Source organism: Variovorax sp. GW460-12-1-14-LB1 (genome assembly GCF_059423605.1).
In genome coordinates, this window is the sequence record NZ_JBWKYF010000004.1 from 46,031 (window position 1) to 65,965 (window position 19,935).

Genomic DNA, 19,935 nt, shown 5'->3' on the forward strand with positions numbered 1-19,935 from the left:
GCTAGATCAGTCCCTCGAAGACCATCACGTCGACTTCTTGCCCGGCGTCGACATGGCCCTGCTCGTGGGGCAGCACCACGAGCCCGTTGGCCTCGAGCATCGAACTCAGCACGCCCGATCCCTGGTGCGCCGCCACCCGCACCTCGGGCAACGACCCCGGCACCTGGCGGACAACGCCGCGCTGGTACTCGGTGCGCCCCGGCTTCTTGCGGATGGGCCCGGCGCTGCGCGCGCGCAGCAGCGGCGGCGGGGCGCAGGCTTCGTCGTGGCAGCCCATCAGCCGCAGCAGCGCCGGCCGCACGAAGGCCAGGAAGGCGACCATCGCCGCCACCGGATTGCCCGGCAGGCCGAACAGCACGGCCGACGTGGCCCCGGCCTCGCGCGGACGCGGAATCAGCCCCACCGCCAGCGGCCGCCCGGGCCGCATCGCGACCCGCCAGAAGGCCATGTCGCCCAGTTGCTGCATCACGTCGCGCGTGTGGTCGGCCGCGCCCGCGCTCACGCCGCCGCTGGTGACGATGGCATCGGCCTCGCTCGCCGCGCGCTGCAGCGTGGCCGCGAGCGTGGCGGGGTCGTCGTGCACCAGGCCGAGGTCGACCACCTCGCAGCCCAGCCGCGTGAGCAGGCCGAACAGGGTGTAGCGGTTGCTGTCGTACACGGCGCCTTCGCGCGGCGTGTCGCCCAGGCAGAGGATTTCGTCACCGGTCGAGAAGTACGCCACGCGCAGCCGGCGCCGCACGGTCACGCGCGCCAGGCCGAGGCTGGCGACCATGCCGAGCGCGGCCGGCGACAGGCGCTCGCCGCGCCGCAGCGCCGGCTGGCCCTGCATCAGGTCTTCGCCGGCCAGGCGCCGGTTGTCGCCGCGACCCAGCACACGGGCCGGAAAGCAGACCTGGTCGCCGTCGACCTTGCAGAACTCCTGCGGGATCACGGTGTCCAGGCCCGCCGGCATCATCGCGCCGGTCATGATGCGCACCGCGTCGTTCGGCCCCAGTGCGCCGCGCCAGGCCGAGCCGGCCAGCGCCGTGCCCGCCACGCGCAGCGTGAGCGAATGGTCGATGGGCGCATCGGCCGGCAACAGCGCGCCGTCGAAGGCGTAGCCGTCCATGGCCGAGTTGTCGTGCGGCGGCACGCTCACGGGCGAGATGAGGTCGTCGGCCAGCACGCGGCCGAGCGCGTCGCGCAGCGCGACCTCTTCGGTGTCTGCCACGGCCAGCGGCGCGACGAGGCGCGCGAGAAAGGCGGCGACGGTGTCGACGTCGAGGTCGCCCGCGTCGTAGTCCGCGAGGTCGGCGGCGATGGCGGCGATGCGGCTCATGGCTGTTCGAGCGTCTGCAGATCGGCCAGCGTGTTCGCGTTGAAGAAGGCGTCGGGCGCGTCGCCGGGGCGGTCGAAGGGAACGGTCAGGGCGTTGTGCTGCGCGGTCCAGGCGCCGACCTTGCGGCCGCCTTCCTCGACAAAGCGGCGCAGGCTGTCGCGCAGTTCGATGTGCAGCAGGCAGAACACCGGCTGGCGACGCAGCACCGTGCGGCCGTCGGCCTCGGTTTCAGGCGCGGCGGCCATGGCGATGCGCGCGTGGGCGCCCTCGGCGGCCAGGGCCGCGGCCAGCCGCGCCGCCAGGTCGGGCGGAAAGCGCGGCGTGTCGCAGGGCACGGTGAGCAGCCAGGGCGTGGGGCAGTGCTCGAGTCCGCTCAGCATGCCGGCCAGCGGGCCGGGGTGGTCGGGCACGCTGTCGGCGAACACGGGCACGCCCAGCGCTTCGTAGGCGGCGAAGTTCCGGTTGGCATTGATCAGCACGCCGCCGACCTGCGGGCGCAGCCGCCGCACGGCGTGCGCGGCGAGCACTTCGCCCTGGAGCAGCTGCAGGCCCTTGTCGACCCCGCCCATGCGGGTGCCGCGCCCGCCGGCGAGCACGAGGCCCGTGATGTCGGCCGCTGCGATGGCCGGTGCGGTACCCATGGCTGGCGGCCTCATCCGCCGATGTAGCTCATCTCGACGCGCCGGGGCGCCGCCGCGTCGGGGGCGCTGTCGTCGGGGCCGCGCAGGGCGCGCAGCTCGGAATAGCGGTCGGCGCGGCCCTGCCAGATGTGGCCGATGGCGGAAGCGATGTCGCTGTCGCTCGCACCGTCGCGCAGCATCGGTCGCAGGTCGTGGCCGTGGCTTGCGAACAGGCACAGGTACAGCTTGCCCTCGGTCGACAGGCGCGCGCGGCTGCAGTCGTGGCAGAAGGCCTGGGTCACGCTGCTGATCACGCCGATCTCGCCGCCGCCGTCGGCATAGGCCCAGCGCTGGGCGGTCTCGCCGGGCGTGGTGGCTTCGAGTGGCACGAGCGGAAACTCGGCCGCGATGCGCGCGATGACTTCGGCCGAAGGCAGCACCTCGTCCATGCGCCAGCCGTTGGTGGCGCCCACGTCCATGTACTCGATGAAACGCAGCACGACCTTGCCGCCGTGGTGCTCGCGGAAGTAGCGCGCCATCGGCAGGATTTCCTGCTCGTTGGTGCCGCGCTTGACCACCATGTTGACCTTGATCGGGCCCAGGCCCGCGGCCAGGGCAGCGTCGATGCCGGCCAGCACGTCGGCCACCGGAAAGTCGACGTCGTTCATGTGGCGGAACACGGCGTCGTCCAGGCTGTCCAGGCTCACCGTCACGCGCTGCAGGCCGGCGGCCTTCAGCGCGGCGGCCTTGCGTTTCAGCAGCGAGCCGTTGGTGGTCAGCGTGAGTTCGAGCGGGTCGCCGTCGGGCGTGCGCAGTTCGGCCAGTTGGGCGATGAGCCCCTCGATGTGCTTGCGCAGTAGCGGCTCGCCGCCAGTCAGGCGGATCTTGTGCACGCCGTGCGAGGCGAACAGGCGCGCCAGGCGCGTGATTTCCTCGAAGCTCAACAGGGCGCTGTGCGGCAGGTACTGGTAGTCCTTGTCGAACACGTCCTTGGGCATGCAGTAGCTGCAGCGGAAGTTGCAGCGGTCGGTCACGCTGATGCGCAGGTCGGTCAGCGGGCGGCCCAGCCGGTCGGCCAGCAGGCCGGTGGCGGGCACGGCAATGTCCGGCGCGGCCACGACGGCGTGGCCGGCCTGAGCGATCGGAATGACGGTGCTGCTGCTTTTCTTCATGGGGCGATGCCGATTTTGCGCCATGGCCCGCGACCGCGCGCCATGCGGGCTACTTCAGCACTGCTGCATAGACCATGTTGCGCGCGAGGCTTCGGTAGTGGGTGCGGTACTTGGGCGACTGCAGCATCAGCACCACGAACAGCTCGTTCTTCGGATCGACCCACATGTAGGTGCCGCCCGCGCCGCCCCAGTTGTATTCGCCGCCGCCGGACGGGTAGGGCGCCTCGCCGTCGTTGCGGCGCACCGCGAAGCCCAGGCCGAAGCCGTAGCCGGGGCCAGGCAGGTACAGCGGGCCGGGCACGATGCCGGCGCCGGCGTTCGAATGGTCGGTTGTCATCAGCGCCAGCGTGCGCGGGCCGAGGTAGCGCGTGCCGTCGAGCGTGCCGCCGTTGAGCAGCATCTGCAGGAAGCGCGCGTAGTCGGACGCGGTCGACACCAGCCCGCCGCCGCCCGACTCGAACTTGCGCACGATGCGCGGGTCGTTCAGGTCGGCGCCCACGCCGAAGCTGCGGTCGCTCGGCAGCGGCTCGGCGATGCGCGGCTGGCGCGCCGGCTCGGGCACGTAGTAGGTGGTGTCCTTCATGCCCAGCGGGTCGAACAGGCGCGCCTTTTCGAACTGGTACAGCGACTGGCCCGACACCACCTCGACCACGCGGCCCAGGATGTCGGTCGAGTAGCTGTAGTCCCAGGTCGTGCCGGGCTGGTAGGCCAGCGGCAGCTTGGCCAGGCGCTGCGAGAACTCGGCGCTGGTCGGGTCGCCGTCCGCGAGGTTGGCGGTGTTGTAGGCATGTTTCACCAGCCCCGGGCCGAAGAAGCCGTAGGTCAGGCCCGAGGTGTGGCGCATGAGGTCCTGCACGGTGATCGGGCGGCGCGCGGGCACGGTCTCGAGCACCGGCTTGCCGTCGGCGCCGGGCTTCTCGATGCCCACCGTCATGCGGGCGTACTCGGGCAGGTACATGGCGACGGGGTCGTCCAGCTTCATGCGGCCGTCCTCCACCAGCATCATCGCGGCGACCGTGGTGATGGGCTTGCTCATCGAGTAGATGCGGAAGATGCCGTCGCGCGGCATCGGCGTGCCGGCGGTGGCGTCGAGCTTGCCGACGGGTTCGAACCACGCGACCTTGCCCTGGCGCGCGACCAGCAGCACCGCGCCGGGGATCTTGCCGGCGGCCACATCGGCCTTGAGCACGTCGGTGAGCTTCTGCAGGCGTTCGCTCGAGAGGCCCACCGACTCGGGCCGGGCGGTGGGCAGCGACTGGGCGGTGGCGAGCAGCGGCAGGGCGAGGCTCAGGCCGAGCAGGGCCGTGCGCACCAGGGCGCGGCGCTTCAGGAAGGTCATGCGTGTTGTCTCCGTCGGTGGTGGAAGGATGGAACCGGCAGGACGGTCTTGACGCCGTCCGTTCGAACCGGTCGCGGGGCAGTGTATCGGTGGATGGGCCGCAGGGCGGCGCGCGACGAGCTGGCCGATTGGCGGCATCTATGGCGCCGATATCTTGACGCAGACAATGAGAATTACTATCATTTGAGCGCCTGAGTACGCAGCACAAGCACCACGCAAAGGGCTCTCTTCCAACAAGGAGCTTCCGAACCGTGCCGTACACCCTGCCAGCCTTGCCCTATGCCTTCGACGCGCTCGAACCCCACATCGACGCGCAGACGATGGAAATCCACCACGGCAAGCACCACCAGACCTACGTGAACAACCTGAATGCGGCGTTGAAAGACACGCCGCACGAGGACACGCCGGTCGAAGCCCTCGTCGCCGGCGTCGAGGAATTGCCCGAGGCGCTGCGCGCGCCCGTGCGCAACAACGGCGGCGGCCATGCCAACCACAGCCTGTTCTGGACCGTGATGGCGCCCCTGGGCCAGGGCGGCGGCGGGGCGCCTTCGGGCGCGCTCGCGCAGGCCATCGACACCGACCTGGGCGGCTTCGACGCCTTCAAGGACGCCTTCACCAAGGCCGCGCTCACGCGCTTCGGCAGCGGCTGGGCCTGGCTGGTCGTCGGTGCCGACGGCAAGCTGGCCGTGGAGAGCAGCGGCAACCAGGACAGCCCGCTGATGCGCGGCATCGGCTCGGGCAAGACCCCGATCCTGGGCCTGGACGTGTGGGAGCACGCCTACTACCTGAAGTACCAGAACCGCCGCCCGGAGTACATCGCGGCCTTCTACAACGTGGTGAACTGGGCCGAGGTGGCCCGCCGCCATGCCGCCGCGACCGGCGGCCGATGAGCCGAAGAGGAGCCCGCCCATGGACGACACGCAGCTGCAGGGCACGGTGGCCACAGCGCCGCCGCCGAGGTCGCCGCGCCCGTTGCGCGAATGGATCGGCTTTGCCATCGTCGCGGCCGGCGCGCTGGCGCTGGCGTCGCAGTTCTGGTCCTTCGTGCGCGCCGACCCGCTGGTGTGGAACGCGCTGCGCGGCGGCTCGGTGGCGGCGCTGGCGACCGCGCTGGGCACGCTGCCGGTGCTGTTCTCGCAGAGGTTGCCCGACAAGCTGCAGGACACGCTGTTCGGCTTCGGCGCCGGCGTGATGCTCGCGGCCTGCGCCTTCTCGCTGATCATTCCCGGGCTGGACGCCGCCAAGTCGACGGGCGTCTTCGGCGGTGGCGACTGGGCCGCCGGCGGCGTGATCGGCACGGCCATCCTGCTGGGCGGCCTGGTGCTCATGACCATGGACCGCGTGCTGCCGCACGAGCATTTCATCAAGGGTCGCGAAGGACAGAGCGGGCGGCAGTTGCGCCGCACCTGGCTCTTCGTGTTCGCGATCGCGCTGCACAACGTGCCCGAGGGCCTGGCCATCGGCGTCGGCTACGCGGCCAACAACGGCGTGCGCGCCGATGCGCTTGCCACCGGCATCGCGATCCAGGACGTGCCCGAGGGGCTGGTGGTGGCCGTGGCGCTGCTGGCCGCAGGCTACAGCCGCCTGTTCGCGGTGCTGATCGGCATGGCCTCGGGGCTGGTGGAGCCGCTGGGCGCCGTGCTCGGCGCGGCGGTGGTGGGGCATTCGGCGATGCTGCTGCCCTGGGGGCTGGGCTTCGCGGCGGGTGCGATGCTGTTCGTGATCAGCCACGAGATCATTCCCGAGTCGCACCGCAAGGGGCACGAGGCCTATGCGACCAGCGGGCTGATGATCGGCTTCGTGCTGATGATGCTGCTGGACACCGCGCTGGGCTGACGCACGGGCGCGGCGTCGTCAGCCTCAGCCGTGCTTGACGGCGATGGTCTTCAGGGTGGTGAAGCCGTACAGCGCCTCGAAACCCTTCTCGCGCCCGTAGCCCGACGACTTCACGCCGCCGAACGGCAGTTCGACGCCGCCGCCCGCGCCGTAGTTGTTGATGAACACCTGGCCGCTCTTCACGCGCCGGGCCATGCGGAACTGGCGTGCGCCGTCGGCCGTCCAGACGCCGGCCACGAGGCCGAACTGGGTGGCGTTGGCCAGGGCCACGGCTTCGTCCTCGTCGGCGAACTGCATCGCGGCGAGCACGGGGCCGAACACTTCTTCCTGCGCCAGGCGGTGGCCCACGGGCACGTCGCGCAGCAGGGTCGGGGCCTGGTAGAAGCCGGTCTCGGGCGCTTCCTCGACCACCACGCCCTGCGCCACCATCGGGATGCCGGCGTGTTGCGCGTCGCTCAAAAAGTCCCACACGCGCTGCTGCTGCGTCTGGCGGATCAGCGGGCCGACGTCGAGGTCCATCGCCGCGGGGCCCACGCGCAGGGCCTCGAAGGCATGGCCCAGGCGCTCGAGCAGGGGCTCGTAGATGTCGCGCTGGATCAGCACGCGCGAGCCCGCCGAGCAGGTCTGGCCGGCGTTCTGCACGATGGCGTTGATCACCACGGGAATCACCGCGTCCAGGTCGGCGTCGGCGAACACGATCTGCGGGCTCTTGCCGCCGAGTTCGAGCGTGACCGGGCAGTGCCGCTCGGCCGCCACCTGCTGGATCAGCGTGCCGATCTTCGGGCTGCCCGTGAAGCTGATGTGGTCGATGCCTTCGTGGCGCGCGAGCGCGTCGCCCACCTCGTGGCCGTAGCCCGTCACGATGTTGAGCGCGCCGGCCGGAAAGCCGACCTCGGCCGCCAATTGCGCCACGCGGATCAGCGACAGGCAGGCGTCTTCGGCGGGCTTGACCACGCACACGTTGCCGGCCGCCAGGGCGCCGCCCACGCTGCGCCCGAAGATCTGCATCGGGTAGTTCCACGGAATGATGTGGCCCGTGACGCCGTGCGGCTCGCGCCAGGTGAAGACGCTGTAGCCGTCCTGGTAGGGAATGGTCTCGCCGTGCAGCTTGTCGCAGGCGCCGGCGTAGAACTCGAAGTAGCGCACCAGCGCCACGGCGTCGGCGCGGGCCTGCTTCACGGGCTTGCCGCAGTCGCGCTGCTCGATGAGCGCGAGCTCGTCGACGTGCTCTGCGATCTTCTGCGAGAGCTTGAAGAGCAGGCGGCCGCGGTCGGCGGCGCTGACCTTGTGCCACACGCCCTCGAAGCAGTCGCGCGCGGCGCGCACGGCGGCGTCGATGTCGGCGGCGTTGCTGCGCTGGATTTCGTCGAAAGGCTGGCCGTCCGAAGGGTCGATGACGGGGAGGGTGCGGCCGGAGGCGGAGGGAACGTCCGCGTTGGCGATGTAGTTGAGCTGCATGGGGCGAGATTTTGCGCGAAGCCTGCCCCGCGCGTGGCGCCCCGGCCGGCCCGCCTTACTTCGCCGCGGTGGCTTTGGGCAGTGCGCGCACAGCGTTCAGCATGCGCTCGACGTGCTTGTCGGGGTTGAGGTTCTGGTAGTAGTAGGCGACCTTGCCGTCGGTCGCGATCACGTACGACAGGCGGTTGGCGAAGTCGGGCCGGGTCTGCATCAGCGCGTCGAAGCCCTGGATCACGGTCTTGCCCTGGTCGGAGGCCACCGGAAAGCGGCTCTGGCAGGACTTGACCGAGAACTTGGAGAGCGTGTCGATGTCGTCGGCCGACACGCCGATCACCGAGGCGCCCAGCGCCGCGAACTGGTCGACCGCCTCGGCGAAGGCGTGGGCTTCGATGGAGCAGTCGTTGGAGTCGGCCGCCGGAAAGAAGTACAGCACCACCGGCCCCTTGGCCAGCGCCTCGGCCAGCGAGTAGCGGAAGGTCTTGCCGCCGAGTGCGGCCGTGGCCGTGAACTTGGGCACCGGGTCGCCGATGTCGAGTGCGGCGTGGGCAGTGGGTACCCCGGCGGCGAGGGCCGCGGCCCACAAAGCGGTGCGCAAAAGGAGCGATCGGGCCATGATGTAACTCCGAAGCGAAGTGAACCGAATTCTAGGACGGTGCCTTGCGAAATGGGTCCTCGCTGAAACCGCGGCGGGCGTGGCGGCGTACATCAGGGCAATGGCAACCACAACGACAAGAGGAATCCGATCATGAATGCCTGGGCCCGGTCTTTCTTGCGCACGGCGCTGGCCGGCGTGCTGCTGGCATTGCTCGGCGCGTGCGGCTCGCTGCCGCCGGCGCGCGAACGCCCGGCCGAGCACGCCGTCGCGGCCGACCCGGGCACCGCGCTCGCGAAGATCGCCACGGCCTCCACGCCGCCCGGCGAGCATTCGGGCTTCCGGCTGATGCCGCTGGGCGTGTACTCGCTCGACGCGCGCCTGCAGCTCGCGCAGCGCGCCGAGCACTCACTGGTGGTGCAGTACTACCAGCTCGAGAACGACGCCACCGGTCGGCTGCTGCTGCGCACACTGCGCGAGGCGGCGGCGCGCGGCGTGAAGGTGCGGGTGCTGGTGGACGACCTGTACACGGTGAAGAGCCAGCAGCTGTTGCTGGCGCTGTCCGAGACGCCCAATGTGTCGGTGCGCCTGTTCAACCCGTTCTGCTGCGCGCGCGACGGGTTTCTCTCGCGCTTCGTGGTGTCGATCTTCGACATCCACCGGCTCAACCACCGCATGCACAACAAGCTCTTCATCGCCGACGGCGCGATGGCGGTGGTGGGCGGGCGCAACATCGCCGACGAGTATTTCGTGCTGAGCGAGGCGCAGAACTTCATCGACATGGACGCGCTGGTGGTCGGCAAGGTCGTGCCGCAGCTCGAGAGCATCTTCGACGCCTACTGGAACAGCGACCAGGTCTGGCCCATCGCCGAGATCGTGCGCGCGGAGGCCGGCGCGGCCACCTTCGATGCCGAGATCGGCATGTCGGGCCCGCCGCCGAAGGTCGTGCTGCCGCCTTCCGACATCCTCGGCTACGGCCCCATCGCCGAAGAGCTCGACGGCGGCCGCATGGGCCTGCTGTGGGGCGAGGCCCGCGCCATCGCCGACCCGCCCTCCAAGCCCACGACGCTGACGGCCGAAGATGCCATTGCCACCAGCGTGACGATGAAGGTCTGGGCGCTGCTGCTCGACGCCAAGACCGAGGTCGACCTGACCTCGCCCTACCTCGTGCCGGGCGAGCGCGGCATGGCGGCCTTCGAGGACCTGGCCAAGCGCAAGGTCAAGCTCACGCTGCTGACCAATTCGCTGGCCGCCAACGACGAGCCGCTGGTGCACACCGGCTACGCGCGCTACCGCGAGCGCCTGCTGAAAGGCGGTGCCGACCTGTACGAGCTGAGCCCGCAGCGCACCACCGCGAGCATGCGCTTCGGCAGCTTCGGCAATTCGCTGGGCCGGCTGCACGCCAAGACCGCCGCCATCGACAAGACGCGCATCTTCATCGGCTCGATGAACCTCGACCCGCGCTCGGCCAGCCAGAACACCGAGATGGGCGTGGTGGTCGACAACCCGCAACTGGCGCGCGAGATGTTGCGCATCATCCACGTGAGCAAGCTGCAGAACTCGTACCGGCTGCGGCTGTCGAAGGAGGGCGGCACGCTCGAGTGGCTCACGAACGACGGCGAGAAAGAGGTGATCCTCACCTCGGAACCCGAGTCGGGTTTCTTCCAGCGCCTGTACAACACCCTGATCTCCCCGCTGGTGCCCGAGATGCTGTTGTAGCCTCGGGGGATGGCGCAGACCTTCACTTCTCTTTCGGCCCCGCAGGTCATGCTGTGGGGCCTGCTGTTCTTCGGCGGCATCTACCTGGGTTTCGGCGCGCTCACCTGGCTGCTCACGAAGCGCGTGCTGCCGGCGCTGGGCATCGGGCGCGCGCTCGATCCGCGGCCGCTGCAGCCCGGCCAGCTGCGGCGCGAGCTCACGCAATCGGGCATCTCGGTGCTGATCTTCGGGCTGGGCATGGTGTTTCCATGGGGGCTGCTGCAGCTGGGCTGGGCGCGGCTCGAGCCCGACGCGGGCTGGCGCCGCATCGGGCTCGAGATCCTCGTGCTCGCGGTGTGGAACGACGTGCATTTCTGGCTCAACCACCGGCTGCTGCACACGCGTTGGCTGCGCCGCTTCCACGGCCCGCACCACCGCTCGTTCGTGACCACGCCGTGGGCCACCTACAGCTTTCACCCGATCGAGGCGCTGATGCTCGGCAACGTGATCCTGCTGCCGATGGTGCTGCACGACTTCAGCTTCTGGTCGCTGGCGTCGGTGCCGGTCTTCAGCCTGTTCTTCAACTGCGTCGGGCATTCGAACTACGACTTCATGCCCGGCGTGTCGTACAGCCACTGGTTCGCCGCGAGCCGCCGTCACCACCTGCACCATGCCGTGCACAACGGCAACTACGGCTTCCAGTTCACCTTCATGGACCGGCTGTTCCGCACGCGCATCGCGGCCGACGCGGCCGAGCCACTGTTCCAGGCGTTTCGAAAGAAGCATGGCGCCACGACGGCCTGACGCGCGCCATCGGCTGCCGCGGCTGCGCCACTGGCGCGACTGGCAAAGCCTCGCGTACCTCGTCGCCTTGCCCGCGCTGGCGGCGTGGCAGTGGGTGCACGGTTTCCAGGTGGTGCCGTATGCGCTGATGCTGTTCCTCACGCTCGGCATCGGCGTGATCCACCACAACCACGTGCACCTGCGCATGTGGCGCGGTCGGCGCATGAACCGGTTCACCGACTTCTGGATCACGCTGCTGCAAGGCCACCCGACCTTCGTCTTCTGGCCCGCGCATGTGGCCAACCACCATCGCCATCGCCATGGACCGAAGGACGTGGCGCGCACCTACCGCTTCGGCGGCGACACCAACCATCTGTGGGGCTATCTGCTGCATCCGTTCCAGGCGGTGTGGGTGCTGATGCCGCTGTTCTTCGGCTGGCTCGCGCGGCTGCATCGGCACCACCGCGGCGCCTGGCGCTATTGCATGGCGCAGTACGCGCTGTGGCTGGCCAGCTGGACCGTGCTGCTGGTGATCGACTGGCGCAAGGCATTGCTGTTCGTGATCGTGCCGCAGCTGCACGGCCTGCACTGGCTGCTGGCCACCAACTACCTGCAGCACGCGCACGCCGACGGACGCAAGACGCCGCGCAAGGAGGCACCCGGCGATACCCGCGGTAGCCAGCTGAACTACGCGCGCAATTTCGAGGGGCTGGTGAACCCCTTGCTGTTCAACATCGGCCTGCACACCGCACACCACGAGAACCCGCATGCCCATTGGTCCGAGCTCACGCACCTGCATCACACGCGCTACCGCGCGCAGGTCGCGCCCGCGCTCAACGAGGGCGGGCTGGTGCCGTACATGGTGCGCGTCTTCGTGCTGGGGACCGTGTGGCCGCGTTTTCGCAGCCGCTCGCTGATGCCTCCCGATTCACCTATTGCCTGAACCCATGCCCGTTTCATTCCAACGCGTGTACCTCGAAAGCGCCGGCTATTTCATGCCCGGCGAGCCTGTTCCCAACGACCGCATGGACGCGTACATCGCGCCGCTCAACCGCATGTCGGAGCGCATCAAGCGCCGCATCCTGGCCGAGAACGGCATCCTCACGCGACATTACGCGATCGACGAAGAAGGCGTGACGCGCCACACCAACGCGCAGCTGGCGGCCGGCGCGATCCGCGACTGCCTGCAGCGCGGCGGGGCCGAGTTGTCGCGCGTGTCGCTGCTGGCCAGCGGCTCCTCGGGCGGCGACACGCTGATGCCCGGCTTCGCCAACATGATCCAGGGCGAGCTGGCGGCGCAGCCGATGGAAACGCATTCGGTGCACGGCATCTGCGCGGCCGGCGTGTCGGCGATCCAGACGGCGGCGCAGGGCATCGAGCTGGGCGCGCACCGTTCGGCGCTGGCGGTGGCCAGCGAAATGCCGTCGCGCCTATTCAAGCGCTCGCGCTTTGCCGCGCGCGGCTACGAGACCGATTTCGACTCGCACTTCCTGCGCTGGATGCTGTCCGATGGCGCGGGCGCGCTGCTGCTGTCCGACGGCACGCCCGCGCTGGCCGGCAAGCCGGGGCTGCGCCTGAAGCTGAAGTGGGTGCACCAGCGCGCCTTCTCGGGCGATTACCCGGTGTGCATGCAGCTCGGCCTGACTGAAGACCGCGCGCGCGGGCACCTCGATTTCGGCTCGTGGGCCGAGGCCGAGGCGGCTGGCGCGCTGTCGTTGCGCCAGGACATCCGGCTCTTGCCGCACCTGTTCGACATCGGCATCCATGAGTACGCGGGCCTGGTGCGCGACGGCTGGGTCGATCCGAAGCGGGTCGACCATTTCCTGTGCCACTACTCGTCGGAAAAATTCATCCCGGTGGTCGAAGACCTGATGGCCAAGGCCGACCTGGCGATTCCGCGCGAGCGCTGGTGGAGCAACCTCGCGTGGCGTGGCAACACCGGCGCGGCATCGATCCTCGTGATGCTGGCCGAGTTCCTGCACACCAAGGCGCTGAAGCCGGGCGAGCAGATCTTCTGCTATGTGCCGGAGTCGGGGCGCTTCATGGCGGCGTACATGCTGCTCGAGGTCGAGGCCGTCGATGCGGCGCCTGTCGTGATCGCGCCCCGCGCGGCGGCGGTCGTGCCCGACGACGACCTCGTCATCGCGCCCCCGCACGACCCGGCCGCCGCGCCCGAGGGCCTGGGCGCCTTGCTGACCGAGCTGGCCGCGATCTGGCACGACTACCGCTCGCGCGTGTGGCGCACGCCGCTGATCCGCCAGATCCGCGAGCGCCGTTTTGCCGTGCCCGACTACCTGAACTGGATGGAGCAGTGGGTGCCGCAGGTGCGCGAAGGCAGCCTGTGGATGCGCGAAGGCGCCGCCTCGCTGAGCGAGCCGTACCGCATGCTGTCGTCGCTGATCGACGTGCACGCGGGCGAGGAGCAGAACGACTTCAACATTCTCTTCAGCGACTACCGCAAGGCCGGCGGCACGGTCGAATCGATCGATGCGTTGCGCCGCAACCCCGGCGGCGAGGCGCTCAACGCCTACCTGCACGGCCTGGCCGCCACGCGCGACCCGATCGGCCTCCTGGGCGCGATCTACATCATCGAAGGCACCGGCCAGCGCATCGTGCCGGCGCTGCTGCCGCTGCTCAAGGCCAGCCTGAAGCTGCCGCCCGACGCCTTCCGTTTCCTCGAGTACCACGGCCACAACGATGAGCACCACCTGAACCGCTGGCTCGCCGCGGTCGAGATGGTGATGGCCGTGGAAGGGCAGGCCCGCGCCGCCCGACAGATTGCCGACACCGCGCGCCACACGGCGGCGCTGTACCTGATGCAGTTCCAGCACATCACCGAACGAATGCCCCATGGATCGAACGCCTGAATTCCTGACGCAAGCCCACGACGAGCGCGACCCCAGCCCGTGGCTGGCGCTGTACCTCGACCAGAGCACGCCGCTGCCCGACGACGTGAAGGCGGCGTGGCTGGCCGATTCGAGCTCGGCCTCGCGCCAGTACCTGCTGCCGTTCCTGCGGCCGATTGCGCGGCTGACGATCATCCTGATCCAGATCGTGAAGGTGTTCGTGCCGCGCAACTGGTCGCACTCGCTGCTGCTGCACCGCTTCCTGGCGTGGGGGCTCAAGCGCTTCGTGTCGCCCGAGGCCAACTGGCTGATCCTGCGGCACTTTCACCTGGGTTCGCAGGTGCTGGCCTTCATCGGTCGCAACTCGCCCGCGCCCGTGGGTACCTCGCCGCTGGAGCCGGCCGACATCGACGCGCTGAAGGACGAGATGTTCCTGAAGCACGACCTGAATTTGTTCAACTTCGTGATCCGGCTGAACACGGCGTTGCGCGACAAGGGGCTGGCGCTGTGCAAGGCCGAGCAGGTCGATTTCTCGATGATCCAGCCGCCGGCATTGCGGCTGGAAGACATGCCCCAGGGCAAGCTCAATTTTCTCGACCTGCAAAGCGCCATCGAGCTGTTCACGCCGCTGTACCAGCTGATGCTGACCGACAACGATTTCTGGCGCGCCGCCAACTCCTTGCAACTGGACGAAACCATCGGCATCTACGCGGCGACGATCCTGAACGCGCCGGAGCACCTGATCCTGGTCAACAACAAGCATCCGTTGGTGCCGCTGTCGACTTTGCGGGCCGGGCACCGGCTGGTGATCCACGGCCTGTCGACCGAAATGCTTCACAGCCTGCTCCAGCGCATGCGTGCGGCGCAGGAAGCCATGTCGGCAGAGACACTTCCGCGCGACCCGCCCCTTGCATAGGGGTATGCTGTCCCCACATGCAAACCATGAACACGACCCGAAATCCGTCTCCCAAGACCGATCTGGCAGTGACCCACGTGCTGGCTCAACTGCTGGAGAGGCTTGAGCACAGCGCCGTGCCGGTTGGTGCCGAGCAGTACCGCTCGGTGGTCGAGCACCTGGTGCATGAATTCGAAGACGTCGAGCCCGGTGCCGAATTGGGGCAGTTGCTCGATGCCTATCCGGCCGCCTCCGAGGTCTACGAAAATATGAATTACCAGCACGCCGGCCTTTGCCGCTCGGCGCTGGACGTTTCCCTGGCCGCCGAAGGCGCAGCCAGGGAAGCCATTGCCCGCGCCATGCGCGGTGACGAATCGAACAAGGACAAGATGCATGGCCAAGGGTGAAGTGAAAACGGCAGTGGTGGCGGACGGGCTGCGCTACAAATCGAAGGCGCCGGGCTCTCCGTTCCGCGCTTCGGCGTCGTTCAGCGGGGCCACGATGTCCTGCTTCATGTGCGGCAAGCACCGCGTGCGTTCGCAGCTGCGCACGCGCCAGGTGCTGGGCAAGTCGCAGACCGTCTGCGCGCCTTCGTGCAAGGCGCTGGACGAGGCCCTCGAGGCCGAAGCATCGTCGAGCTGAGCGCCTAGCACGGCGCCGCGTCGCGTTGGCGACATGGCCTCATCGGCATGTCGTCGATTGCCTTCCATCCCGGTCGCAATCGATATACAGTTGGACACAAATGATGCAAGTAATTGCATTTAATCTAAAGTTCTAATTTGTAGCCGATGACCACTCAAATCCAGCAAGAAGGCGATCGGTGCCCCGCAGCGGGCGTGGATTTTTCTCTGCGTGGAGGGCCTGAGCTGTGAACAAGCCACGTCACGTCGTCATGCAGGTCGTCAAGCGCTCGTCCGGCAGCGCCACGCACCATGTCGAATTCCTCATGGACGACAACTTCGCCGAGCGCTTGCGCCAATTGCGCTCGCTGGTGCCGCCGCTGGGTGCCCTCAACAAGCAACGCGACCTCGTGATCGACAAGGTGCGCGTGCGCCTGCCCAACGCCATCTGGCGCTCGGGCAACGAGATCGCCATCGACGGCGGGGTGGACGGCTCCTGCATCGTGATCGCGGCCGAGGGCTCGTTCAACTGCGGCGGCAAGGACCGCCGCACGCGCGAAAAACTCGTGACCTACAACTTCTCGATCGCACGCCTGATCGAGCTGCACGGCGAACGCCCCGAAGGCGAAACGCTCTACATCCGCGACGGCGTGTTCGCCAATGACGAACCGGCCGAATCGCCGGCCGGCCGCTGGGTGGCGTCCATGCACGAACTCGAAGTGGTGATGCGCGTGCCCGACGCGCCGTCCGATTTCGACACGCTGCACGACCTCACGCTGCGCGCCGACGGGCAGCCAACGCAGGCGGGCGCGCTGAGCCCGCACCGCGCCAGCATCTACTGACGAACTCAGGCCGACGTGGCCGCAGGCGCGCCCACGGGCGTGAACTGCGCGCCGTTGTCGGCCAGCCAGCGTGCCGAGAGGCTGCTGTCCTGCTGGTCGGGGTGGAAGTCGCTGCGCAGGTACTGGCGCCAGCCCGCGAGATTGCCCCGCAGCAGGCCGCCGCGGCCCAGCAGGATGCGCGCGGCGCTCTTCCAGGTGGCCCACTTCCACAATTGCTTTTCATGCCGCAGGTTGTCGACCGTCTGGCGCATCAGGTCGCCGAGGAACATCACCGTCACGCGGCGGAACCAGCGCGTGCGCCATTCGTCGGAGCCACCCGCGGCCTTGTAGATGTCGAAGGCCACGCTCTTGTGCTCCAGCTCTTCCGCGCTGTGCCACAGCCACATCGTGCGCAGCCGGGGCTCGGCGCCGTCGAGGATCTCGGGGCGGGCCAGCAGCCACTCGGCGAACATCGCCGTGAAGTGCTCGGTGGCGGCCGTCACGGCCAGCGCATGGCGCGGATCGGCGCCGTCCATCAGTTCCATGCGCTGGCTGGCGCGCGCGGTCCAGCGATCGACCAGGCCTTGTTGCTCGAGGTGCGCGTTGAACAGCGAATGGATGCGCCGGTGCGTCGCCTCCTGGCCGATGAAGCCGCGCACGTCGGCGCGGTGGCGTTCCTGCACCTCGGGCGGCAGCGTGGCCATGGCGTCGCGCACGGCGTCGATGAAGAACTGCTCGCCGAAGGGGAAGCTCATCGACAAGGCGTTGAAGAAGGCGGTCGAGAAGGCATCGCCGCCGCACCAGTCGTGCGAGAAGGGCGGTTGCAGGTCGATCAGCAGGCGGCGGACAACGAGTTCGGTCATGGGGGGCAATTCCTGAGTTCGTGGGTAAAAGTTGGTACAACTCCGTACCGCGTGTCGCCATGGTGCAATTGTGAACTGGTACTGTCAAGTACCAAGGCGTAGGAAAATGAATCGCACATGACTGCCACCATCGACAAAACCGCCACGCCCGATGCCGCCGAAGGCGCGCCCAGCGAGCACTACGCGCGGCTGCTCCAGGGCATGGCGCATGCCGTGGCGGCCAAGGGCTACGCCGACACCACCATCGCCGACATCGTGCGCGAGGCGGCCGTGTCGCGGCGCACGTTCTACGAGCACTTCAGCACCAAGACCGAGTGCCTGATCGCGCTGTACGAAACGGCCAGCCGGCTCGGCCTGCAGGCCGTGAGCGAGGCCTTCGACCCGGCCCAGCCCTGGCACACGCAGGTGGAGCAGGCGATGACCGCCTACATGGACTACCTCGCCCAAGACCCTGTGCTGCTGCGCACGCTGTTCGTCGAAATCCTCGGGCTGGGCCTGCCGGGCCTGGCGGCGCGGCGGCGCGTGAACGGCGAGATCGCCAACTTCATCCAGGTGGCGATCAACAGCAGCGATTCAGGTGAGGTGCCCGCGGCGCACATGAGCAGCCAGATGGCGATGACGGTGGTGGGGGGCATCAATGAACTGGTGCTGCAGGCCATCGAGCAGGACCGCGTGGGCGACCTGCGCGAGTTGGTGGCGCCCGCCACGCGGCTGGTGCGCGCCGTGGCGGCCGACAGCCGGCGCTAGTCGCGTTCGTTCTGGCGCGGCGTGGCCGCAGCCCACAGCACGAGCAGTCCCGCTATAACCATCGCTGCCAGCGCCCCGAGGTACGGCAGCACGTCGTGCAGCGGCGCCCCCATCTGGTTGAGCCGCAGCGAAGCCTGGATGCCCGCCGTGCTCGGGAACAGCCAGCGCAGCGCCTGCAGGGGCGCGGGCAGGGCCTCGACGGGCCACGAGAAGCCCGAGAGAAAGGCCATCGGCAGCGCAGTGAAGAGCAGCACCTGCAACGCACGCTCGCGGTCGCGGAACCAGCAGCCCAGCAGCAGACCGAGCACGCAGATCGCAGGCACGTAGAACAGCAGAAGCACCAGCGCCCCGAACGGATTGCCGCCGCGCGGGTAGTCCTGCAGGAAGAACACCCAGCCGAAATAGAACAGGCCGCTCAGCACGCCGAAGCCCGACAGCGCGCCCAGCCGCCCCAGCCACGCGCCCATGCCGGCGCGTAGCCGGCCGGCCTCGGCCCAGGTGCCGGCCAGCATCGCGGCGCCCATCAGCAGCGTCTGCTGCAGGATCAGCAGCGCCACCGCCGGCACCACGTAGCTGCCGTAACCCTCGGTCGGGTTGAACAGCGCCACCAGTTGCGTGTTGAGCGGGCTGCGGCTGCGCGCGGCCTGGACCGCGCTTTGGCCGCCGGCCTGCAGCTTGCGGATCTCGATGCCGGCCGACACCGTGCCCACCGCTTCGGAGAAGCCGTACAGCACCGCCTTGTTCAGCAGCGCATAGGCGCCGTTGCCCTCGATGCTCACCACCGCCGGCGTACCGCGCAGCACGTTGCGCTTGAGGTCCTTTGGCAGCAGCGCATAGCCTTCGATCTCGCCGCGCCACAGCGCCTGCTGCGCCTCGTGCACGTCGGACGTGACCATACGCACATCCAGCCGCGGGCTGGCCATGGCGAAGCGCGCGATCTGCCGCGACAGCCCGCTATGGTCCTGGTCGACCACCGCCACCGGCACCCGCGTGACGGCCTGCGTGCCGTAGGGCCACGGGTAGAAGAAGCCGTAGATGATGGGCGCGAGCAGCATGATCAGCAGCACGCCCTTGTCGCGCAGCACGCCGAGGGCGGTGTCGCGCCAGGCGTCGGCGAAGCCTGGGATGCGCGTGCTCATCAGCGGCCTCCCCACGTCTCGGGCGCACCGGCCGCACGCACCAGCAGCGTGGCCGACACGGCCAGCAGCACGGCAGTGCCCACCACCATCCACAGCGGCGTGGCGGCCGAGTAGGCCACGGGTGCGCCCATCTGCAGCTGCTCCATCTGCACGCGGATGTAGTGCGTGTAGGGCAGCAAGCCGGCCCACAGCTGTGCGAGCACCGGCATGGCGACCAGCGGAAAGCCCACGCCGCCGAATGCGAAGGCCGGCGCCGTGATGAAGCCGGTGGCCGACAGCGCGGTGCGCAGCGAGCGCGTGAGGCTGGCCACGAAGGCACCGAGCGCGATCGACAGCGCCAGGAACACCATCAGCGCGAACAGCGTCCATCCCACCGAGCCGACCGGGTGCCAGCCGCGGCCGGCCGTGATCCACAGCATGGCGGCCAGGCCCACCGCCGACAGGCTCGCGAACGGCAGCGCCAGCTTGCCCGTCAGCGCGGCCAGCGCCTCGGGCCAGCGCGGTGCGGCGCCGAGCCAGCCGCCGAGGCTGCGGTCGCGCAGCTCGCGGCCCACGGCCCAGGCGCCGGCCGTCATCGCGAGGATGTGCAGCAGCGCCGGAATGAGCGCGGCACCGAGAAACTGCTCGTAGTCGGTCGAGGTGTTGAACAGCGCCACCATGCTGGCCTTGACCGGGTCCATGCTCACGCGCGCGGCCTTCATCGACTCGCCGCGCTTGTTGCGCACCGCGAGCTCGACGCCGGCCGACACCGTGGCGACGGCGGTGCGCACGTCGCGCTGGATCAGGCTCGAATGCGTGCCCAGCTGCGCGTTGTGCAACAACACGATCTGGCCAACGCGGCCCTGCTTGACATCGCGGCTCAGGTCGCGCGGCAGTTGCACCGCCGCATCGACAGCGCCGCTGGTGAGCGCGCGCTGCATCTCGCCTTCGTCTGCGTACCGCTGCGCCACGCGCAGGCCCGGCGTGGCGTCCAGGAAGCGCACCAGCTGGCGCGAGAGGGCGGAGTGGTCCTGGTCGAGCACGCCGATCGGCAGGCGCTCGGGCAGGCCGGCCGAGAAGATCCACCAGATCAGGAACACCGCGAGCAGCGGCACCCACGAGATCATGGCCAGGTCCCACGGACGCGTGCGCAGCAGCGCGAATTCGCGCCGGGCGCTGGCGGTGGAAAAGCCGCGCAGGCTCATGGCG

The 19,935-nt window shown here is 69.1% G+C and carries 20 protein-coding genes; 11 read left to right on the forward strand and 9 right to left on the reverse strand.

Features of this window, described 5'->3' with window-relative positions; all coding sequences use genetic code 11:
• Window position 1: 1 nt before the first annotated feature.
• Genes moeA through AC07Y4_RS03285 form a run of 4 tightly spaced genes read right to left on the reverse strand, consistent with a single transcriptional unit; the run spans window position 2 to window position 4,449 of the window.
• Complete coding sequence (gene moeA, locus AC07Y4_RS03270; protein WP_487846770.1) at window positions 2-1,318, reverse strand: molybdopterin molybdotransferase MoeA; 1,317 nt, start codon at window positions 1,316-1,318, stop codon at window positions 2-4.
• Complete coding sequence (mobA, locus tag AC07Y4_RS03275; RefSeq protein WP_487846771.1) at window positions 1,315-1,959, reverse strand: molybdenum cofactor guanylyltransferase MobA; 645 nt, start codon at window positions 1,957-1,959, stop codon at window positions 1,315-1,317. The genes moeA and mobA overlap by 4 nt, the downstream gene beginning before the upstream one ends.
• Window positions 1,960-1,970: 11 nt before the next feature.
• On the reverse strand, window positions 1,971-3,110 hold the full coding sequence (moaA, locus tag AC07Y4_RS03280) for a GTP 3',8-cyclase MoaA (protein WP_487846772.1): 1,140 nt from the start codon (window positions 3,108-3,110) through the stop codon (window positions 1,971-1,973).
• A 49-nt stretch (window positions 3,111-3,159) separates the two neighbouring features.
• A complete protein-coding gene (locus tag AC07Y4_RS03285; protein ID WP_487846773.1) occupies window positions 3,160-4,449 on the reverse strand; it encodes a serine hydrolase domain-containing protein in 1,290 nt (429 codons plus the stop codon).
• A 251-nt stretch (window positions 4,450-4,700) separates the two neighbouring features.
• Between AC07Y4_RS03285 and AC07Y4_RS03290 the strand changes: the two genes are divergently transcribed.
• Entirely contained in the window at window positions 4,701-5,339 is a 639-nt protein-coding gene (locus AC07Y4_RS03290) for a superoxide dismutase (RefSeq protein WP_487846774.1), read from the forward strand.
• Window positions 5,340-5,358: 19 nt separating this feature from the next.
• Window positions 5,359-6,285 (forward strand): ZIP family metal transporter, encoded by a 927-nt coding sequence (locus tag AC07Y4_RS03295; protein WP_487846775.1) that lies wholly within the window; start codon window positions 5,359-5,361, stop codon window positions 6,283-6,285.
• A 24-nt stretch (window positions 6,286-6,309) separates the two neighbouring features.
• On the opposite strand, the gene AC07Y4_RS03300 is transcribed toward AC07Y4_RS03295, so the two are convergent.
• Complete coding sequence (locus AC07Y4_RS03300; RefSeq protein WP_062473096.1) at window positions 6,310-7,743, reverse strand: aldehyde dehydrogenase family protein; 1,434 nt, start codon at window positions 7,741-7,743, stop codon at window positions 6,310-6,312.
• A gap of 55 nt (window positions 7,744-7,798) precedes the next feature.
• The gene (locus tag AC07Y4_RS03305; protein WP_095745539.1) at window positions 7,799-8,356 is read right to left on the reverse strand and encodes a peroxiredoxin; all 558 of its coding nucleotides are present in this window, start codon (window positions 8,354-8,356) and stop codon (window positions 7,799-7,801) included.
• Between the two features lie 132 nt (window positions 8,357-8,488).
• Here AC07Y4_RS03305 and AC07Y4_RS03310 point away from each other — a divergent pair, with 132 nt between their 5' ends.
• The 8 genes from AC07Y4_RS03310 (at window position 8,489) to AC07Y4_RS03345 (ending at window position 16,019) form a co-directional block, all read left to right on the forward strand.
• Window positions 8,489-10,054 (forward strand): phospholipase D family protein, encoded by a 1,566-nt coding sequence (locus AC07Y4_RS03310; protein ID WP_487846776.1) that lies wholly within the window; start codon window positions 8,489-8,491, stop codon window positions 10,052-10,054.
• A gap of 9 nt (window positions 10,055-10,063) precedes the next feature.
• Window positions 10,064-10,837 (forward strand): sterol desaturase family protein, encoded by a 774-nt coding sequence (locus AC07Y4_RS03315; protein ID WP_487846777.1) that lies wholly within the window; start codon window positions 10,064-10,066, stop codon window positions 10,835-10,837.
• Window positions 10,818-11,759 carry a fatty acid desaturase family protein gene (locus AC07Y4_RS03320; RefSeq protein WP_487846778.1) on the forward strand — a complete coding sequence of 314 codons (942 nt, stop codon included), beginning with the start codon at window positions 10,818-10,820 and terminating at the stop codon, window positions 11,757-11,759. The genes AC07Y4_RS03315 and AC07Y4_RS03320 overlap by 20 nt, the downstream gene beginning before the upstream one ends.
• A gap of 4 nt (window positions 11,760-11,763) precedes the next feature.
• Window positions 11,764-13,683: an iron-containing redox enzyme family protein gene (locus tag AC07Y4_RS03325; RefSeq protein WP_487846779.1), complete on the forward strand. Its 1,920-nt coding sequence runs from the start codon at window positions 11,764-11,766 to the stop codon at window positions 13,681-13,683.
• Entirely contained in the window at window positions 13,667-14,578 is a 912-nt protein-coding gene (locus AC07Y4_RS03330; protein WP_487846780.1) for a DUF6999 family protein, read from the forward strand. The genes AC07Y4_RS03325 and AC07Y4_RS03330 overlap by 17 nt, the downstream gene beginning before the upstream one ends.
• A 26-nt stretch (window positions 14,579-14,604) precedes the next feature.
• Complete coding sequence (locus tag AC07Y4_RS03335) at window positions 14,605-14,964, forward strand: hypothetical protein (RefSeq protein WP_370680636.1); 360 nt, start codon at window positions 14,605-14,607, stop codon at window positions 14,962-14,964.
• Entirely contained in the window at window positions 14,951-15,199 is a 249-nt protein-coding gene (locus tag AC07Y4_RS03340; protein WP_056580179.1) for a hypothetical protein, read from the forward strand. The genes AC07Y4_RS03335 and AC07Y4_RS03340 overlap by 14 nt, the downstream gene beginning before the upstream one ends.
• Window positions 15,200-15,425: 226 nt before the next feature.
• Window positions 15,426-16,019 carry a hypothetical protein gene (locus tag AC07Y4_RS03345; RefSeq protein ID WP_070060930.1) on the forward strand — a complete coding sequence of 198 codons (594 nt, stop codon included), beginning with the start codon at window positions 15,426-15,428 and terminating at the stop codon, window positions 16,017-16,019.
• 5 nt (window positions 16,020-16,024) lie between these two features.
• Here AC07Y4_RS03345 and AC07Y4_RS03350 read toward each other — a convergent pair whose 3' ends face one another.
• Complete coding sequence (locus AC07Y4_RS03350) at window positions 16,025-16,861, reverse strand: metal-dependent hydrolase (protein WP_062473075.1); 837 nt, start codon at window positions 16,859-16,861, stop codon at window positions 16,025-16,027.
• 117 nt (window positions 16,862-16,978) lie between these two features.
• Here AC07Y4_RS03350 and AC07Y4_RS03355 point away from each other — a divergent pair, with 117 nt between their 5' ends.
• The gene (locus AC07Y4_RS03355; RefSeq protein ID WP_062473073.1) at window positions 16,979-17,608 is read left to right on the forward strand and encodes a TetR/AcrR family transcriptional regulator; all 630 of its coding nucleotides are present in this window, start codon (window positions 16,979-16,981) and stop codon (window positions 17,606-17,608) included.
• Here AC07Y4_RS03355 and AC07Y4_RS03360 read toward each other — a convergent pair.
• On the reverse strand, window positions 17,605-18,747 hold the full coding sequence (locus AC07Y4_RS03360; protein WP_487846781.1) for an ABC transporter permease: 1,143 nt from the start codon (window positions 18,745-18,747) through the stop codon (window positions 17,605-17,607). The genes AC07Y4_RS03355 and AC07Y4_RS03360 overlap by 4 nt on opposite strands.
• Window positions 18,747-19,931, reverse strand: coding sequence for an ABC transporter permease (locus tag AC07Y4_RS03365; protein ID WP_487846782.1), 1,185 nt, complete (start codon window positions 19,929-19,931; stop codon window positions 18,747-18,749). Before AC07Y4_RS03365 ends, AC07Y4_RS03360 begins: the two co-directional genes overlap by 1 nt.
• Window positions 19,932-19,935: the final 4 nt, after the last annotated feature.

Coding starts and splice junctions, on each gene's coding strand:
- moeA (WP_487846770.1), bottom strand. CDS start 1,318: ATGAGCCGCATCGCCGCCATCGCCGCCGACCTCGCGGACTACGACGCG.
- mobA (WP_487846771.1), bottom strand. CDS start 1,959: ATGGGTACCGCACCGGCCATCGCAGCGGCCGACATCACGGGCCTCGTG.
- moaA (WP_487846772.1), bottom strand. CDS start 3,110: ATGAAGAAAAGCAGCAGCACCGTCATTCCGATCGCTCAGGCCGGCCAC.
- AC07Y4_RS03285 (WP_487846773.1), bottom strand. CDS start 4,449: ATGACCTTCCTGAAGCGCCGCGCCCTGGTGCGCACGGCCCTGCTCGGC.
- AC07Y4_RS03295 (WP_487846775.1), top strand. CDS start 5,359: ATGGACGACACGCAGCTGCAGGGCACGGTGGCCACAGCGCCGCCGCCG.
- AC07Y4_RS03300 (WP_062473096.1), bottom strand. CDS start 7,743: ATGCAGCTCAACTACATCGCCAACGCGGACGTTCCCTCCGCCTCCGGC.
- AC07Y4_RS03305 (WP_095745539.1), bottom strand. CDS start 8,356: ATGGCCCGATCGCTCCTTTTGCGCACCGCTTTGTGGGCCGCGGCCCTC.
- AC07Y4_RS03310 (WP_487846776.1), top strand. CDS start 8,489: ATGAATGCCTGGGCCCGGTCTTTCTTGCGCACGGCGCTGGCCGGCGTG.
- AC07Y4_RS03315 (WP_487846777.1), top strand. CDS start 10,064: ATGGCGCAGACCTTCACTTCTCTTTCGGCCCCGCAGGTCATGCTGTGG.
- AC07Y4_RS03320 (WP_487846778.1), top strand. CDS start 10,818: ATGGCGCCACGACGGCCTGACGCGCGCCATCGGCTGCCGCGGCTGCGC.
- AC07Y4_RS03325 (WP_487846779.1), top strand. CDS start 11,764: ATGCCCGTTTCATTCCAACGCGTGTACCTCGAAAGCGCCGGCTATTTC.
- AC07Y4_RS03330 (WP_487846780.1), top strand. CDS start 13,667: ATGGATCGAACGCCTGAATTCCTGACGCAAGCCCACGACGAGCGCGAC.
- AC07Y4_RS03335 (WP_370680636.1), top strand. CDS start 14,605: ATGAACACGACCCGAAATCCGTCTCCCAAGACCGATCTGGCAGTGACC.
- AC07Y4_RS03340 (WP_056580179.1), top strand. CDS start 14,951: ATGGCCAAGGGTGAAGTGAAAACGGCAGTGGTGGCGGACGGGCTGCGC.
- AC07Y4_RS03350 (WP_062473075.1), bottom strand. CDS start 16,861: ATGACCGAACTCGTTGTCCGCCGCCTGCTGATCGACCTGCAACCGCCC.
- AC07Y4_RS03355 (WP_062473073.1), top strand. CDS start 16,979: ATGACTGCCACCATCGACAAAACCGCCACGCCCGATGCCGCCGAAGGC.
- AC07Y4_RS03360 (WP_487846781.1), bottom strand. CDS start 18,747: ATGAGCACGCGCATCCCAGGCTTCGCCGACGCCTGGCGCGACACCGCC.
- AC07Y4_RS03365 (WP_487846782.1), bottom strand. CDS start 19,931: ATGAGCCTGCGCGGCTTTTCCACCGCCAGCGCCCGGCGCGAATTCGCG.